We start from the raw sequence: 15416 nt of genomic DNA, 5'->3' as shown, positions 1-15416 counted from the left end.
TGCCGTTCCGGAGCCGGGGTCGCTGCGCCGTCGGAGTCGGCCGCGACGACAGCGCTCCATCGTTCGCCCGCCGTGTTCCGGGTCCCGACGATGCGTGTGACGGCCGTGTAAACGATGGTCCTACCGATGGACCGAGCAGACCAACCGGCCCTACGGTCGAGGGCATGCACCGTGGACGGACACTGAGCCCGCTCGCACAGCACCAGCGAGGGGCGCCGGTCGTCGTTCGAGTGGGCATGGAACGCCACCCGGCGTCCGTGCACCTGTCCGCAGCGACCGACTTCGACATCTCGCAGGTGGTGGACCTGGTCACCGGTGTCCACGCCCGCATCCGCAAGGCCGACTTCGAGGAGCCCGCCCGATGACCACGCGGCACACGTCGACGGCACCCGACGGACTGCTCGAGGCGCTCGACGCCTACGAGACCGCCCTGCTGGCGAACGACCTCGACGCGCTCGACACCGCCTTCGTCGACTCCCCCGACACGATGCGCGGCGACGACCGTGGCCTGCTCGTCGGGCACGACGCGATCAGCGCGTTCCGCGGGGCGCGGGGTGGGGTCGCGACCCGGTCGCTGACGCACGTCGAGGTCCGCCCCCTGACCGAGGACCGCGCCCTCGTCGTGTCGGTGTCCCGGTTCGCCGCGGGTGGGCATGGCCTCCAGACCCAGCTCTGGCGCCGCGACGGCGGCGCCGGCGACGCCGGCCCGCGCTGGCGCATCGAGGCGGCCCACGTCACCGGCCGACCCAAGGCCGTCGACACCTCCGTCTGGCGGGCCGTCGGCGACCCGCTCGTCGCCCCCACCGCCTCCGGATCGCTCGACGGCCTGACCGTCGCCGTCAAGGACCTCTACGCCGTCCCCGGCCAGCCGGTCGGCGCGGGCAACCCGACGTACCTGCGCGAGGCACCGGTCGGGACGGCACCCGCCGCAGCGGTCGCCGCGTTCCTCGCCGCCGGCGCCTCGATCCGCGGGATCGCGCGCACCGACGAGTTCGCGTACAACCTGACGGGGCGGAACGCGCACCACGGCACGCCGTCGAACAGCGCGGCTCCCACCCGACTGCCCGGAGGCTCGTCCAGCGGATCCGCATCGGCCGTCGGCCTCGGCATGGCCGACATCGGGATCGGCACGGACACCGCGGGATCGCTTCGGGTCCCCGCCTCGTACCAGGGACTCTGGGGCCTCCGGACGACGCACGGCACGGTGTCCCGCGACGGGCTGCTCCCGCTCGCGCCGTCGTTCGACACCGTCGGGTGGCTCACGCGGAGCCCCGGGGTGCTGCTCGCCGCCCTCGACGCCACCGTCCCGCCACGGTCCGCGCCGGGCGGGGCGCCCGACCCGACCGTGCTCGTCGTCCCCGAGGAACTGCTCACACTCGTCGAACCGGCCGTCGCCCGGGCCTTCGCCGCCTTCCTCGAGGCGCTCGACGAACCCGTCGCGACCGGTCGGCTGCGCGACCTCGGCATCCCGGACCCAGCAGCGCTGCAGGAGCAGATGCGGCTCGTCCAGGCCGCCGAGGCGCTCGCCGCCCACGGCCCCTGGATCGACGCGCACCCCGGCGCCCTGAGCACCGTCGTCGGTGACCGGTTCCGGGCGGCACGGGCGAACGACCCCGACGCGACCGCGGACGCCGTGGCACGCCTCGACGAGGTCCGTGCGACGATCCGCCGTGCCCTGGACGGTCGGACCCTGCTGTTCCCGACCGTGCCCGGACCCGCACCACTGCTCCACGCGGACACCGCGACGCTCGAGCGAACCCGGACCGCCACGACGGCGATGACCGCGCTCGCGAGCGTCGGCGGGCTGCCCGCGGTGAGCGCGCCGGCGCTGACCGTGGACGGCGCGCCGGTCGGCGTCTGCCTGGTCGGTGGGCCGGCCACCGACCGTGCCCTGGTGATCCGCGCCGGGCGCATGCTGCCCGACCAGGCCGCCCCGGGCCTCCCGACCGTCTCGGTGGTGTGCTAGGAGGCGAGCCGCCGGGCGTGGGTGACCGCCCACAGACCCACGGCGCTCGCCGCGGCGACGTTGAGCGAGTCGACGCCGTGGGCCATCGGGATCCGGACGGTCGTGTCGGCCGACGCGATCGCGGCCGGCGTCAGCCCCTGACCCTCGGTGCCCATCACGAGCGCGACCTTGTCGGGCAGGTCCGCCACGAAGGCGTCGAGGTCGACCGACTCGTCGGTCAGCGCCATCGCGGCCAGGTGGAAGCCCTGCGCGCGGAGTTCCTCGCCCGCGGCGGGCCAGTCGCCGATGCGGGTCCACGGCACCTGCAGGACCGTGCCCATGCTCACGCGGACGCTCCGGCGGTACAGCGGGTCGGCGCACCGCGGACTGACGAGCACCGCGTCGGCGCCGAGGCCGGCGACGCTGCGGAACACCGCGCCGACGTTCGTGTGGTCGACGATGTCCTCGAGCACGACGACGACCTTCGCGTCCCGCACCACGTCGGCGACGCTCGGCAGGTCGGGGCGCTGCATCGCGGCGATCGCACCGCGGTGCATGCGGAAGCCGGTGAGCTCCTCGAGCAGGGCGTCGGCACCGACGAACACGGGACCGTCGTGCTCCGCGACCAGGGGCAGGACGCTGTCGAGCCACTTCTCCTGCACCAGGATGCTCCGCGGCACGTGCCCGGCGCGGACCGCGCGCTCGATGACCGTGTTCGACTCGGCGATGTACAGGCCGCCCTCGGGCTCCGAGACCCGGCGGAGCGCCACGTCGGTGAGCCGGGCGAAGTCGTCGAGACGGGGATCGTCGAGGGAGTCGATGCGGACGGGGTGCACTGGGCTCGTTTCGGTGTGGTGCGGGGGTGTGGGGTGGGGCCGGCGGGCCGGCGGGCCGGCGCTGGCGCGGGTCCGCCGATGTTCCGCTCCGCCTGGGAAGCGACCGGGACGGTCGGGTGTTGAGGGTACCGTGAACAGGGTGCTGGATGATGCTGCGTCGACGACCGGACCGACCACCGGGGCGGCCGCCGGGTCGGTGACCGCCGACGACCTGGACCGCGTCGTCGAGGTGCTCGCGGGCAAGCGCATCGCCGTGCTCTCCGGTGCCGGTCTGAGCACCGACTCCGGCATCCCCGACTACCGCGGCGCCGGGCGGGTGGTGCGCAAGCCGATGACGTTCCAGGAGTTCCTGGCCGACCCCGCGAAACGCCAGCGCTACTGGGCCGGATCGCACCTGGGCTGGCGGAGCTTCGCGTCCGCCGTGCCGAACGACGGGCACCGGGCGCTCGCCGCACTCGAGGACGCCGGGATCGTCGCCGGGGTCATCACGCAGAACGTCGACGGCCTGCACCTGCGCGCCGGGTCCCGCCGCGTCGTCGAGATCCACGGCTCGATGGACCGCGCCGTGTGCCTGCGGTGCGGCCAGGTGTTCTCCCGCTCCGACCTCGCCGCCACCATCGACCGGGCGAACCCCTGGATCGACGAGCCCGGGTCCGTGCAGCTGCAACCGGACGGCGACGTCGAGATCACCGACGTCGAGCGGTTCGTCGTTCCCGCGTGCTCCGTGTGCGGCGGCGACCTGAAGCCCGACGTCGTGTTCTTCGGCGAGTTCGTGCCGGCCGAGAAGTTCCGCGAGGCCGTGTCGATCGTCGCCGACGCCGACGCGCTGCTCGTCGTCGGTTCGTCCCTCACCGTGAACTCGGGCGTGCGGCTGGTCGACCACGCCGCGCGTCGCAAGAACCCGGTGGTCATCGTGAACCGCGGCGAGACCCGCAGTGACCGCCGGGCCGCCGTGAAGCTCGACGCCGGCACCACCGAGACGCTCGTGCACCTGGCGGAGCGGCTCAGCGCGGCGGCATCGACCGACTAGCCGGTCGCGGTCGACGGACGCGCCTGCCGGGCGCGTCTGCGAAGATCGTCGGGTGACGACCCTCCTGTACCTCGTCCGGCACGGCGAGACCGACTGGAACGCGCAGCGCCGCATCCAGGGCTCGACGGACATCCCGCTCAACGACACCGGTCGACGGCAGGCCGCCGAGGCCGCCGAGCTCCTGACCCGCCGGCCGTTCGACGCCGTGGTCGCGTCCCCGCTCTCGCGTGCGGCCGAGACGGGCGCGATCATCGCCGACCGCCTGGGCCTCGACGCGCCGACGACGTACCCGGGCCTGGCGGAGCGCTCCTACGGCGAGGCCGAGGGGCTGACCGACGACGAGGTGTCGGCACGGTACCCGCACGACGACATCCCCGGTCGGGAGTCCCGCTCCGCGCTGCTCGCCCGCGTCACCGAGACCCTCGGCGAGATCGCGGTCCGGTTCGATGCCGGCGTCGTCGTGGTCGCGACCCACGGGGCGGTGATCCGCACCGTCGTGAACGCCGCTGCCCCCGGCACCGCCGACCGCCGCCACACCCCGATCCGGAACGGGTCCATCCACTCGTTCCGGTGGGACCCCGAACGCTTCCACGCGGAACTCGTCCGGTTCGACGACCCGATCGACGACGTGTCCGACGCCACCGGTGGGTCGGCGTTCGAGTACCAGAACCCCTTGGAACGCCGGGGCTGACCGGGGGCTAGGCTCCGACGCACCCGCACACCGGGTGAGGGGAGCCACATGTCCGACGACGGAACCAGCCGACACGGCCAGCATGCCCTCGACCAGCAGGACGACGACCTCGACCGGGTGTTCGGTCCCGAGACGGCGAGCGTCCCGAACCGCACCCGGGCGCGCACCTGGTTCATCATCGGCGGGAGTGTCCTGGCGGTCGCCGCGGTCATCGCGGTGGTGCTCGGCTCGATCATCGGGAGCGTCCAGAACGGCATCGGCGGGGTCTTCCCGCGGCCGGACGTCGCGCTCGACCGGTTCGACACGCGGGTGAGTGCCCTGCCCGGCGTCACCGACGTGCGGCACCACACACCGTCGAAGACCGCGTTCGCGAGCTACGACGCCGTCGCCACCGTCCGCGCCGACCCCACGCTCGACACCGCTGCGCGGGGCGAGCTGGTCGCAGCCATCAGTCGGGCTGCCGACGAGTCGGGCGGCAACGGGGTCCGGGTCGTCGTGATCGCCGACCTCGGCAACCTCGAGATCGGCGTCACCGGTGCCGGCGAGGTCGCGGCGAAGCGCCTGGCACTGGCGGACACGCTCGACCACATCGGCGGTGTCACCGAGGTCCGCTGCTCGTGGGAGCGCGGCGGGGACGCCTCCGACGCCGAGGGCGACCAGTCCATCGTCGTGCGGACCCCGGGACGGGGTGCCGCGGTGCCGCCGATCGTGTCGCGGGTGACCCAGGAGACGCACAGGGTGTTCCCCGGGGCGGACGTGCAGGTCATCGCGCCGGAGTGATCGTACGGTGGTCCTGCGGTGGCCCCGGGGTGGTCGCCCGTGGTTCCGCGGGCGACGTGGAACCAGCGCCAGCCCTCAGCCCCGCCGGTCCCCCACGGCCCGCTCGACGGCCCGGACGACCTGCTCCGCCGAGTCCCGCCACCGGAACCGGCCGGCACGCTCGATCGACTGCCGCGAGGCCTCGTCCCACCGTTCCTCGACCCGCCGGACGGCAGCGGCGACCGCGGACGGCGACGCCGGGTCGAAGTACTCCGCAGCGGAGCCGCCGATCTCCCGGAAGATCGGGATGTCGCTGACGACGACGGGGGTCCCGACGCCCATCGCCTCGACGAGCGGGATGCCGAACCCCTCGTCGTACGACGCGGTCGCCAGCGCCGTGGCCGAACGGAGCACGGACAGGTACTCCTCGTCGGTGGCACCGTCGTGGAACACGATCGCCCCCGCGGGAGCGAGCCCCTCCAGCCGTGTCCGGTCGGCGTCGGACACCCGCGACATGCAGTGCAGCGTCCAGTCCGCCCCGAGGAGCGGGAGCGCCGCCGCGAGCGTCTCGACGTTCTTGTAGGGCATGAACGAGCCCATGTAGACGAGCGAGCGTTCGCGTGGCGCTCCGGTCGCCCGCGGTGTCGCCGGGTCGGCCGCGTTGTAGGCGACCGTCACGGGCCGCTTCGTCAGCCGGTGCTCGGCGATCAGCCCGGCGGTCGTCTCCGACACCGTCACCACCCCGTCGGCGCCGTTCAGCAGGAACCGCTGCGGCGCCCAGGACAGGTGGAACGCCCGCCAGCCGAGCCGCAGCGGCCACGAGAACTCCCGCGGGGGTGTGCGGTTGCGGTAGTAGATCAGGTCGTGCAGCGTCAGGACGAGCGCGTACCGACGACCCCGCGAACCCATCGTCTGCATCGGCGAGAACACCGCGTCGAGCCCGAGCCGGTTGACGCGCCGGGCGACCAGCGGCTCCCCCGCGTCCGTCGGTGCGGGCAGCAGCTCCCACGGCAGGTCGCTCGGCAGCGACTCGAGCTGGCGCTCGTCGCTGACGAGCAGCACGTACTCGTGCCGCTCCGGCAGGTGCGCGACGACCCCGGCGGTGAACCGGCTGATGCCGTCGTGCCGGCCGATCCGCACGTACCGGCAGTCGATGCCGATGCGCAGGCGCGTCACGACGCGTCCGCCGTCCGGGAGGCCCGCCCCGCCCCCGACGGTCGGCGGTCCGTGGCGGCCGCGCCGCGTCCAGTTCGTCCCTGCCGTCCGGCACGTCCGGTCGTGTCCGCCATCCGGCGGAGCACCGCCGCCGCGGCCGGAGCCGGCGTCTCGTAGTGCACCAGGTGGCCGACACCCGGGATCACGACGAGCTCGGCGTCACGGAGACGCTCGGCGAGTGCGCGCTGTTCGGGGACGGCGGTGATGTCGTCGTGCTCGGCCGCGACGAGCAGCACGGGCACGTGGATCCGGTCGGCGTACTCGGACACGTCGTGGGTGACCGAGGTGCGGAACGCCTCGAGCACGCTCGTGCGGTTCGCGAAGGCCGAGAAGTAGCGGTCGTGCTGGTCGTGCACCCATCGGCGGACGGCGGGGTCGTGGGACTTCAGCATCGCGATGCTCATCGCCCGGACGATCGCGCCGTTCCGCAGGATCCCGAGCCCGATCGGCTTCGGCAGCACCGCGCCGGCGCGGTAGTACCCGATCGCGATCGCGGTCCCGACGGCACGCGGTCCCTGCAGGGCCGGGGCCGCGATGGGGTTGACGAGGACGAGCAGTCGGGTGTCGAGCCCGGCGGCGACGGTGGCCGACACCACGATCGACCCGAACGAGTGCCCGAGCACCACGGTGTCGCGGCCGAGCCCGAGCGCGGCGTGGAACCCGTTCAGCCAGACCACGTACGCGTCGATGTCCGACACCGGCAGCGGATCGGACACGCCGAAGCCGGGCAGGTCCGGCACGATCACGCGCGCACCCTGCAGGTGCGCGGCGATGGTCTCGAGACCGTGGTGGTCCCCGCGGAACCCGTGCACGGCGAGCACGGTGCGATCCGAGTCCTCGGGCCCGTAGACCCAGTAGTGCGTGGTCCGGCCGTCGACCTGGACGGCCCGGTGCACGACCGGGGTGGCGGCCATCAACGACTGGTACGGGGAGAGCACGGGCGGTTGCATCCGCGCCAGTCTAGGGAGCGAACCGCACGAAACCCCGGACACCCGCAGCATCTCGCGCCTATCGTGTCCGGGGCGGGCCGCAAGACCGGTCCGTCGACGACGACGAGGAGCACGGTGACCTTCACAGCCCCGATCCAGCTGCCCGGCCTGACGCTCGACCCGCAGTGGTACAAGCGCTCGGTCTTCTACGAGTGCATGATCCGGTCGTTCGTCGACTCCAACGGGGACGGTATCGGCGACATCCAGGGCGTGATCGGCAAGCTCGACTACCTGCAGTGGCTCGGCGTGGACGCCCTGTGGCTGCCGCCGTTCTTCCAGTCGCCGATGCGCGACGGCGGCTACGACATCGCCGACTACAAGGCGATCCTGCCGGAGTTCGGCACGCTCGACGACTTCCGCGAGCTCGTCACGAAGTCGCACGAGCGGAACATGCGCATCGTGATCGACATGGTGATCAACCACACCAGCGACCAGCACGAGTGGTTCCAGCAGTCCCGCGAGGACCCGGACGGCCCCTACGGCGACTTCTACGTCTGGCGGGACACCGACGAGGACTACTCGAACATCCGCATCATCTTCGTCGACACCGAGGAGTCCAACTGGACCTTCGACCCGGTCCGACGACAGTTCTTCTTCCACCGCTTCTTCTCGCACCAGCCCGACCTGAACTTCGAGAACCCGGCGGTCATCGAGGCGATCTACGACGTCGTCCGGCACTGGCTCGACATGGGCGTCGACGGGCTCCGGCTCGACGCGATCCCGTACCTGTTCGAGTCGGAAGAGGGCAACGGCGAGGGCGAGCCGGAGACCCACGAGTTCATCAAGAAGCTCCGCGCGATGGTCGACGACGAGTACCCCGGTCGTGTGCTCCTGGCCGAGGCGAACCAGTGGCCGCGCGAGACGGCGGCGTTCTTCGGCACCGACGAGGAGCCCGAGTGCCACATGGCGTTCGACTTCCCGGTGATGCCGCGCATCTTCTACTCGCTCCGTGCCCAGCACGCCGCCGAGCTCAAGGCGATCCTGTCCGAGACCCTCGACGTGCCGGCCAGCGCGGCGTGGGGCGTCTTCCTCCGCAACCACGACGAGCTCACGCTCGAGATGGTGAGCGAGGAGTACCGGCAGGCGATGTACGGCTGGTACGGCTACGACCCGCGGATGCGCTCGAACATCGGTATCCGCCGTCGTCTCGCGCCCCTGCTCGACAACTCCCGCGCCGAGCTCGAGCTCATCCACGCGCTGCTGTTCTCGCTGCCCGGATCACCGTTCCTGTACTACGGCGACGAGATCGGGATGGGCGACAACATCTGGCTGCCGGACCGCGACTCGTCGCGCACGCCGATGCAGTGGACGCCGGACCGCAACGCCGGCTTCTCGACCGCCGACCCGGGCAAGCTCTACCTGCCCGTCGTCCAGTCGCTCGTGTACAACTACGCGCAGGTCAACGTCGAGGCGCAGCTCGCCCAGTCCCGCTCACTGCTGCACTGGGTCCGGAACGTCATCCACACGCGGAAGGCCCACCCGGTGTTCGGCCTCGGGTCCCTGCACGTGCAGGAGACCTCGAACGACTCGGTGCTCGCCTTCGTCCGCTCGTGGGAGGGCTCCGGCCAGCAGTTCGGCCCGTCCGCCGAGGACGTCCTGTGCGTGTTCTCGTTCGCGACGAACCCGACCTCGGTCACGGTGTCCGCTCCGCAGTTCGCGGGGCGTCCGCTCTACGACCTGTTCGGCGGCGGCTCGTTCCCGTCCTTCGACGAGGACGGCAACGTGACGCTGACCATGGGCACGCAGTCGTTCTACTGGCTGCACGTCGGCGCGCCGACCCGGTAGTCGGGGGTGTCGGTGCGTCCCGTTAGCCTGACCGCGTGACGTTCCCCACAGCACAGCTCGACGCGCCCGCTCCGTCCCAGGACCTCACGGGTCGCCCCTGGTGGCACGCGCTGGGCGTCTTCGACCTCGAGACCACCGGGGTCGACGTCGAGACGGCCCGCATCGTCACAGCCCACGTCGGCCTCATCGACATGACCGGGGCCTCCATCGTCGAGGGTGCCTGGATAGCCGACCCCGGCGTGCCGATCCCCGAGGGCGCCGCCGCCGTGCACGGCTACACGACCGAGCGCGCCCAGGCCGAGGGGCGTCCCGCGGCCGAGGTCGTGGCCGAGATCATCGCCGCGATCGAGGCCGTGTTCGCACGGGGCATCCCGCTGGTGATCTACAACGCCCCGTACGACCTCACCGTCCTCGACCGCGAAGCGAAGCGGCACGGGTTCGCCTCCCCCGTCATCGGCAACGTCGTCGACCCGCTGGTGATCGACAAGGCACTCGACACCTTCCGCAAGGGCAAGCGCACGCTCGAAGCCGCGTCCGAGCTCTACGGCGTCACGCTCGACGACGCGCACGACGCCGGAGCCGACGCGATCGCTGCCGGGCGTGTCGCCCAGGCCATCGCGGGCAAGTACCCGGACGAGCTCGGCATCTCCGCCGAAGAACTCCACCGCAAGCAGGTCGGCTGGTGTGCCGAGCAGGCCACCTCGTTCCAGGACTACATGCGCAAGAAGCGCGACCCGACGTTCACCGCCGACGGCCGCTGGCCCCACCGCAACGGCGCCTGACCCCGCACGGCCCCCGCAAGACACCGGTGTTCGCGCGCCGAACACCCGCAGAACGCGGCGTGACGCGCCAACACCGGTGTTCCGCATTCCGGGGCACACCGCACCCGCCCGCGGCCGCACAACGCGAACGGGCGGCCCTCCCGGAGGAGGACCGCCCGTGGGCGCTGCGTGGGGGCTTCTTACTTGCTGAAGCCCTTGAAGCGCTGGTTGAACTTCTCGACGCGACCGGCCGAGTCGAGGATGCGCTGCTTGCCCGTGTAGAACGGGTGCGAAGCGGACGAGATCTCGACGTCGATGACCGGGTAGGTCGCACCGTCGAGCTCGATGGTCTTGTCGCTGTTCGCGGTCGAACGCGTCAGGAACGTCTCACCGGAGGCCAGGTCACGGAAGACGATGGCGCGGTACTCGGGGTGGGTGTCGGTCTTCATGGAGATTCCTCGATAGCGGTGATGGGATTGCGCGAACTGCGCGGGAAGTCGTCGGCTTGCGCCAGCCGTCCACGATACCAGAGAGACGGCGGGATCGCAGCGCTACGCGGCGCGTGCCGTGTAGCGACCGGCGTCCTTGGTGACCGAGAGGTCGATGCCGAACGCCTCGGTCAGGGTCTGGTCCGTCAGGACCTCGTCGATCGGGCCTGCGGCCTGCACGTGGCCGTCGGCGAGGACGAGCGCGTGGGTGAACCCGGCCGGGATCTCCTCGACGTGGTGGGTCACGATGACGATGGCCGGCGAGTCCGTGCTCTGGGCGTAGCCGCCGAGGGTGCGGACGAGGCTCTCGCGGGCGCCGAGGTCGAGCGACGCGGCCGGTTCGTCGAGGAACAGGATCTCCGGGTCGGTCATCACGGCACGGGCGATCTGCACGCGCTTCTGCTCGCCGTCGCTGAGGTCGCCGAACGTGCGGTCGGAGAAGGACCCCAGGCCCCACTCCTCGAGCACGCGCTGCGCACGGCGGACGTCGAGCTCCTCGTACTCCTCGTTCCAGCGACCCGTCACCGAGTACGCCGCGGTGAGCACGACGTCGATGACCTTCTCGGTCACCGGGATGCGGCGTGCCAGCGCGGTCGACGCGAAACCGATGCGCGGGCGGAGCTCGAACAGGTCGGCGCCGCCGAGTTCGGTACCGAGCACCTCGACGTCGCCCGAGGTCGGGAACGTCTGGGCGCCGGCAATCTGCAGCAGCGTGGTCTTGCCGGCACCGTTCGCGCCGAGCACGACCCAGCGTTCGTCGTCCTGCACCTCCCACGAGATCGCGTCGAGGATGGTGGCCCCGTTGCGGACCACGGAGACGTCTGACAAGCGCACGACCGAGGGCATGCGACCAGCCTACGGGTTCTGGCCGAGCACCTGGTCGTAGACCTGCCGTGTCCTGGTGGCGATCGCGTCCCAGGTGAACTCCGTCTCGACACGGAGCCGTCCGGCGCGCCCCATGAGCTTCGCCAGCCCCTCGTCGGCGAGCACCTCGGTGAGGGTCGCGGCGAGGTCGGCCACGAAGCGGTCGGGATCGGTCGGGGTGCCGGTGCCGTCCTGCACCTGGTCGATCGGGACGATGCGGCCGGTGAGCCCGTCGGCGACGACCTCGGGGATGCCCCCGGTGCCCGTGCCGACGACCGGGATGCCGCACGCCATCGCCTCGAGGTTCACGATGCCGAGCGGCTCGTAGACCGACGGGCACACGAACACGGTGCCCGAGGACAGCACGTTCACGATCTCCTGGTGCGCGAGCATCCGGTCGATCCAGACGACGCCCTCACGGTCGGCCCGGAGCCCGTCGACGAGCTCGGTGACCTCGGCCAGGATCTCGGGGGTGTCCGGCGCGCCGGCGCACAGCACGATCTGCACGTCCGACGGCAGCGACGCCACGGCGCGGAGCAGGTACGGCAGGCCCTTCTGCCGGGTGATGCGTCCGACGAACACGACGCTCGGGCGCGTCGGGTCGATGCCGAGGGCGCGCACGGCGTCCTCGTCGACGGTCGGCTTCCACGCGTCGATGTCGATGCCGTTGTAGACGACGTGGACCTTCGCCGGGTCGATCGACGGGTACGAGCGCAGGATGTCCGCGCGCATGGCCTTCGAGACCGCGATGACGCCGTCGGCGTGCTCGAACGCCTCGCGCTCCATCCAGCTGGACAGGCGGTAGCCGCCGCCGAGCTGCTCGGCCTTCCACGGGCGGAGCGGCTCGAGGCTGTGGGCGGTGACGATGTGGGGGATGCCGTAGGTCAGCTGCGCGATCCGGCCCGCGGAGTTCGCGTACCAGGTGTGCGAGTGCACGAGGTCGGCGCCCTCGACGTCGGCCGCGATGGCCACGTCGGTGCCGAGGGCCTGCAGCGCGCCGTTCGCCTGGCCGAGGCCGTCCGGGGTCCGGTAGCCCCACACGTCGGGTTCGTCACGGAAGGCCCCGAAGGCCCGGACACGGACTTCCGTGTCCGTCCCCGACCGCAACGCGGCGGTGAGTTCGGACACGTGGACACCCGCTCCGCCGTAGACCTCCGGCGGATACTCCCTGGTCAGCAGATCGACTCGCACTGGTTCAACGTAACCGGTTCCCAGTGCTGACGCCTACTGTGAGCGGCATGGCACCAAAGAAGGTCTTCGGCATCGTGCTCGCCGGCGGCGAGGGCAAACGACTCATGCCGCTCACGGCCGATCGCGCGAAGCCCGCCGTCCCGTTCGGCGGCAACTTCCGTCTCATCGACTTCGCACTGTCGAACCTGGTCAACTCCGGTCTGCAGAAGATCGTCGTCCTGACCCAGTACAAGTCGCACAGTCTCGACCGGCACGTCGCGGAGACCTGGCGCATGGAGGGGCTTCTCGGCTCCTACGTCGCGTCCGTCCCCGCGCAGCAGCGGCTCGGCAAGCGCTGGTTCGCCGGCTCGGCCGACGCGATCCTGCAGTCGCTCAACCTGCTGCGCGACGAACGCCCCGACATCGTCGTCGTCGTCGGTGCGGACCACGTGTACCGGATGGACTTCCACCAGATGGTCGAGGCGCACATCGCCTCCGGCCGCAGTGCCACGGTGGCGGCGATCCGTCAGCCGATCGGGCTCGCCGACCAGTTCGGCGTGATCCAGGTGGCCGACGACGACCCCACGAAGATCGAGGCGTTCCTCGAGAAGCCGAAGGACGCCGTCGGTCTGGCCGACTCCCCCGGCGAGATCCTGGCCTCGATGGGCAACTACGTGTTCAACGCGGACGCCCTCGTCGACGCGGTCCTGCGGGACGGCCAGCTCGAGACCTCGGCCCACGACATGGGCGGCGACATCGTCCCCGACTTCGTGGACCGCGGCGACGCCGGCGTGTACGACCTGCAGCGCAACGAGGTCCCCGGTTCCACCGACCGCGACAAGTACTACTGGCGTGACGTGGGCACCATCGACTCGTTCTTCGATGCCCACATGGACCTCATCGCCCCGGTCCCGGTCTTCAACCTGTACAACCAGGACTGGCCGATCTTCAACCAGCAGACGAACCTGCCGCCGGCGAAGTTCGTCCGCGACGCGAACGGCAACACCGGGTCCACGGTGGACTCGCTCGTGTCGCTCGGCTGCCTGGTGTCGGGTGCGCAGGTCGAGCGCAGCATGATCGGGCCCTGGTGCTCGATCGACTCCGGCGCGAAGGTCCTCGACTCGATCGTGTTCGAGCGCGCCACCATCGGCGCCGGGGCGGTCGTCAACCGCGCCATCCTCGACAAGGACGTCGTCCTCGCACCGGGTGCGCAGGTCGGCGTCGACCGGGAGGCCGACGAGGCGCGCGGCTTCACCGTCACCGAGTCCGGCATCACCGTGGTCGGCAAGGGCGTCCGCGTCGACGCGTAGGGCAAAGCATCCGGGGCGCAGCCCCGGACGGACGGCCTGGAGGCACGGCTCGCGTCACGGACGCGGCCGTGCCTTTGGTCTGTCGGTACCGTTGGTGCGTGCCCCGCTTCCTCGTCGTCCTCGATGCCGATTCCACCCTCCTCGAGGACGAGGTGATCGAACTGCTCGCCGACAGCGCCGGGACCCGGCCACAGGTGGCGGCGATCACGGAGCGCGCCATGCGCGGGGAACTCGACTTCGCCGAGAGCCTCCGGGAGCGTGTCGCGACCCTGGCGGGCCTCCAGGCAGACGTCTTCGCCCGGGCACAGCAGGCGGTCCGTGTGACGCGGGGCGCTTACCAGCTCGTCCGTGGGGTGCACGCCGCCGGCGGCACCGTCGGCGTGGTGTCCGGCGGGTTCCACGAGGTGCTCGACCCGTTCGCCGAGCAGCTGGGCCTCGATCACTGCCGGGCGAACCGCCTCGAGGTCACCGACGGCGTGCTCACCGGCCGCGTGCTCGGTGACGTGGTCGACGCGCACGCCAAGGCCGTCGCGCTCCGCGAGTGGGCGGATGCGGACGGGGTGGACCCGGCACGGACGATCGCGATCGGCGACGGCGCGAACGACCTCGAGATGATGCGCGTCGCGGCGCTGTCGGTGGCGTTCGACGCGAAGCCGCGCGTGCGGGAGCAGGCGGACGTCGCGGTCGTCGAACGTGACCTGTCCGCCGTGCTCGCGACGCTCGGCCTGCGCGGCTGAGCCGTCCGGGGGCTCGACGCGTCCGGTTCTTCGCGCTCAGCGACAGTTCACGCTCACGACGGCCCGTGAGCTGTCGCTGCGCGCGAAACGACGTCCCGCGTCGGGCTAGTGCCCCATCCCGAGGCCGCCGTCGACGGGGATGATCGCTCCGGAGACGTACCCGGCGCCGTCGCTCGCCAGGAACAGCGTGGCGTCCGCGACGTCGTCGACCGTGCCGTAGCGGGCGGCCGGGATCGCCTTCTTGAACTCGGCCTGCAGCTCGTCGGAGAGCGCGGCGGTCATGTCCGTCTGGATGAAGCCGGGCGCGACGACGTTGGCGGTGATGCCGCGCGAGCCGAGCTCACGCGTGATGGACCGGGCCATGCCGACCAGAGCGGCCTTCGAGGACGCGTAGTTGACCTGGCCGATCTGGCCGTAGGCGCCCACGACGCTCGACATCAGCACGATGCGGCCGAACTTGGCCTTCATCATGCCCTTCGTGGCGCGCTTGACGACGCGGAAGGTGCCCGTGAGGTTCGTGTCGACCACGCTGGTGAAGTCGTCCTCGGACATGCGGAGGAGCAGCTGGTCGTTCGTGATGCCGGCGTTCGCGACGAGGACCTCGATCGGACCGAGCTCGGCCTCGACCTGCGTGAACGCGGCGTCGACGGAGGCCGTGTCGGTGATGTCGGCCTGCACCGTCAGCGCGCCCTCGGGACCACCCTGACCGCTGCGTGACGTCACGGCGACCCGGTGGCCGGCTGCGACGAACCGCTCGGCCAGCGCGTGTCCGATACCGCGGTTGCCGCCGGTGATGAGGACGGTACGGGGGGTGCTCATGGTCGCTCCGTTCGGTG

The 15416-nt window shown here is 71.6% G+C and carries 16 protein-coding genes; 9 read left to right on the top strand and 7 right to left on the bottom strand.

The genetic code is table 11. The features are described 5' to 3' along the window. Window positions 1-164 precede the first annotated feature (164 nt). On the top strand, window positions 165-365 hold the full coding sequence (locus tag DEI85_RS07860; protein ID WP_181420193.1) for a hypothetical protein: 201 nt from the start codon (window positions 165-167) through the stop codon (window positions 363-365). Further along, window positions 362-1966, top strand: coding sequence for an AtzH-like domain-containing protein (locus DEI85_RS07855; protein ID WP_111122966.1), 1605 nt, complete (start codon window positions 362-364; stop codon window positions 1964-1966). The genes DEI85_RS07860 and DEI85_RS07855 overlap by 4 nt, the downstream gene beginning before the upstream one ends. Here DEI85_RS07855 and DEI85_RS07850 read toward each other — a convergent pair. After that, window positions 1963-2781 (bottom strand): TrmH family RNA methyltransferase, encoded by an 819-nt coding sequence (locus DEI85_RS07850; RefSeq protein ID WP_111091507.1) that lies wholly within the window; start codon window positions 2779-2781, stop codon window positions 1963-1965. The genes DEI85_RS07855 and DEI85_RS07850 overlap by 4 nt on opposite strands. A 196-nt stretch (window positions 2782-2977) precedes the next feature. Between DEI85_RS07850 and DEI85_RS07845 the strand changes: the two genes are divergently transcribed. From DEI85_RS07845 to DEI85_RS07835, 3 genes are read left to right on the top strand one after another with little or no spacing between them, the layout of a single operon-like run. After that, a complete protein-coding gene (locus DEI85_RS07845) occupies window positions 2978-3811 on the top strand; it encodes a Sir2 family NAD-dependent protein deacetylase (protein ID WP_111091541.1) in 834 nt (277 codons plus the stop codon). Window positions 3812-3863: 52 nt separating this feature from the next. After that, window positions 3864-4502, top strand: a complete 639-nt coding sequence (locus tag DEI85_RS07840) for a histidine phosphatase family protein (protein ID WP_110862769.1) — start codon at window positions 3864-3866, stop codon at window positions 4500-4502. Window positions 4503-4550: 48 nt separating this feature from the next. Then, window positions 4551-5282: a hypothetical protein gene (locus DEI85_RS07835; RefSeq protein ID WP_110862768.1), complete on the top strand. Its 732-nt coding sequence runs from the start codon at window positions 4551-4553 to the stop codon at window positions 5280-5282. 75 nt (window positions 5283-5357) lie between these two features. Here DEI85_RS07835 and DEI85_RS07830 read toward each other — a convergent pair whose 3' ends face one another. Both DEI85_RS07830 and DEI85_RS07825 read right to left on the bottom strand, forming a co-directional pair. Then, window positions 5358-6428 carry a glycosyltransferase family 4 protein gene (locus DEI85_RS07830; RefSeq protein ID WP_110862789.1) on the bottom strand — a complete coding sequence of 357 codons (1071 nt, stop codon included), beginning with the start codon at window positions 6426-6428 and terminating at the stop codon, window positions 5358-5360. Window positions 6429-6433: 5 nt separating this feature from the next. Then, complete coding sequence (locus DEI85_RS07825) at window positions 6434-7426, bottom strand: alpha/beta fold hydrolase (RefSeq protein ID WP_258370027.1); 993 nt, start codon at window positions 7424-7426, stop codon at window positions 6434-6436. 114 nt (window positions 7427-7540) lie between these two features. On the opposite strand from DEI85_RS07825, the gene treS reads away from it, so the two are divergent. Both treS and DEI85_RS07815 read left to right on the top strand, forming a co-directional pair. Next, window positions 7541-9250, top strand: coding sequence for a maltose alpha-D-glucosyltransferase (gene treS, locus DEI85_RS07820; protein WP_110862788.1), 1710 nt, complete (start codon window positions 7541-7543; stop codon window positions 9248-9250). Window positions 9251-9285: 35 nt separating this feature from the next. Then, window positions 9286-10032 (top strand): 3'-5' exonuclease, encoded by a 747-nt coding sequence (locus DEI85_RS07815; RefSeq protein WP_111223637.1) that lies wholly within the window; start codon window positions 9286-9288, stop codon window positions 10030-10032. A 179-nt stretch (window positions 10033-10211) separates the two neighbouring features. On the opposite strand, the gene DEI85_RS07810 is transcribed toward DEI85_RS07815, so the two are convergent. The 3 genes from DEI85_RS07810 to glgA form a co-directional block, all read right to left on the bottom strand. Continuing rightward, the gene (locus DEI85_RS07810; RefSeq protein ID WP_017887280.1) at window positions 10212-10460 is read right to left on the bottom strand and encodes a type B 50S ribosomal protein L31; all 249 of its coding nucleotides are present in this window, start codon (window positions 10458-10460) and stop codon (window positions 10212-10214) included. 102 nt (window positions 10461-10562) lie between these two features. Beyond that, window positions 10563-11345 carry an ABC transporter ATP-binding protein gene (locus DEI85_RS07805; RefSeq protein WP_110862767.1) on the bottom strand — a complete coding sequence of 261 codons (783 nt, stop codon included), beginning with the start codon at window positions 11343-11345 and terminating at the stop codon, window positions 10563-10565. Window positions 11346-11354: 9 nt separating this feature from the next. Then, on the bottom strand, window positions 11355-12554 hold the full coding sequence (gene glgA / locus DEI85_RS07800; protein WP_027465670.1) for a glycogen synthase: 1200 nt from the start codon (window positions 12552-12554) through the stop codon (window positions 11355-11357). 47 nt (window positions 12555-12601) lie between these two features. On the opposite strand from glgA, the gene DEI85_RS07795 reads away from it, so the two are divergent. Further along, a complete protein-coding gene (locus DEI85_RS07795; protein ID WP_027465671.1) occupies window positions 12602-13843 on the top strand; it encodes a glucose-1-phosphate adenylyltransferase in 1242 nt (413 codons plus the stop codon). A 98-nt stretch (window positions 13844-13941) separates the two neighbouring features. Next, window positions 13942-14580 carry a phosphoserine phosphatase SerB gene (gene serB / locus DEI85_RS07790; RefSeq protein ID WP_111091540.1) on the top strand — a complete coding sequence of 213 codons (639 nt, stop codon included), beginning with the start codon at window positions 13942-13944 and terminating at the stop codon, window positions 14578-14580. A 105-nt stretch (window positions 14581-14685) separates the two neighbouring features. Here serB and fabG read toward each other — a convergent pair whose 3' ends face one another. Then, entirely contained in the window at window positions 14686-15399 is a 714-nt protein-coding gene (fabG, locus tag DEI85_RS07785; RefSeq protein ID WP_027465673.1) for a 3-oxoacyl-ACP reductase FabG, read from the bottom strand. Window positions 15400-15416 lie beyond the last annotated feature (17 nt).

The sequence above is a fragment of the Curtobacterium sp. MCBD17_026 genome (genome assembly GCF_003234895.2).
Classification (GTDB): domain Bacteria; phylum Actinomycetota; class Actinomycetes; order Actinomycetales; family Microbacteriaceae; genus Curtobacterium; species Curtobacterium flaccumfaciens.
This window is presented reverse-complemented; position numbering and strand designations above follow the sequence as displayed.

What these genes read in the sequence shown, in the direction of transcription:
- DEI85_RS07855 (WP_111122966.1), top strand. Translation starts at nt 362, where the DNA reads ATGACCACGCGGCACACGTCGACGGCACCCGACGGACTGCTCGAGGCG.
- DEI85_RS07795 (WP_027465671.1), top strand. Translation starts at nt 12,602, where the DNA reads ATGGCACCAAAGAAGGTCTTCGGCATCGTGCTCGCCGGCGGCGAGGGC.
- DEI85_RS07860 (WP_181420193.1), top strand. Translation starts at nt 165, where the DNA reads ATGCACCGTGGACGGACACTGAGCCCGCTCGCACAGCACCAGCGAGGG.
- DEI85_RS07810 (WP_017887280.1), bottom strand. Translation starts at nt 10,460, where the DNA reads ATGAAGACCGACACCCACCCCGAGTACCGCGCCATCGTCTTCCGTGAC.
- DEI85_RS07805 (WP_110862767.1), bottom strand. Translation starts at nt 11,345, where the DNA reads ATGCCCTCGGTCGTGCGCTTGTCAGACGTCTCCGTGGTCCGCAACGGG.
- DEI85_RS07825 (WP_258370027.1), bottom strand. Translation starts at nt 7,426, where the DNA reads ATGCAACCGCCCGTGCTCTCCCCGTACCAGTCGTTGATGGCCGCCACC.
- fabG (WP_027465673.1), bottom strand. Translation starts at nt 15,399, where the DNA reads ATGAGCACCCCCCGTACCGTCCTCATCACCGGCGGCAACCGCGGTATC.
- DEI85_RS07835 (WP_110862768.1), top strand. Translation starts at nt 4,551, where the DNA reads ATGTCCGACGACGGAACCAGCCGACACGGCCAGCATGCCCTCGACCAG.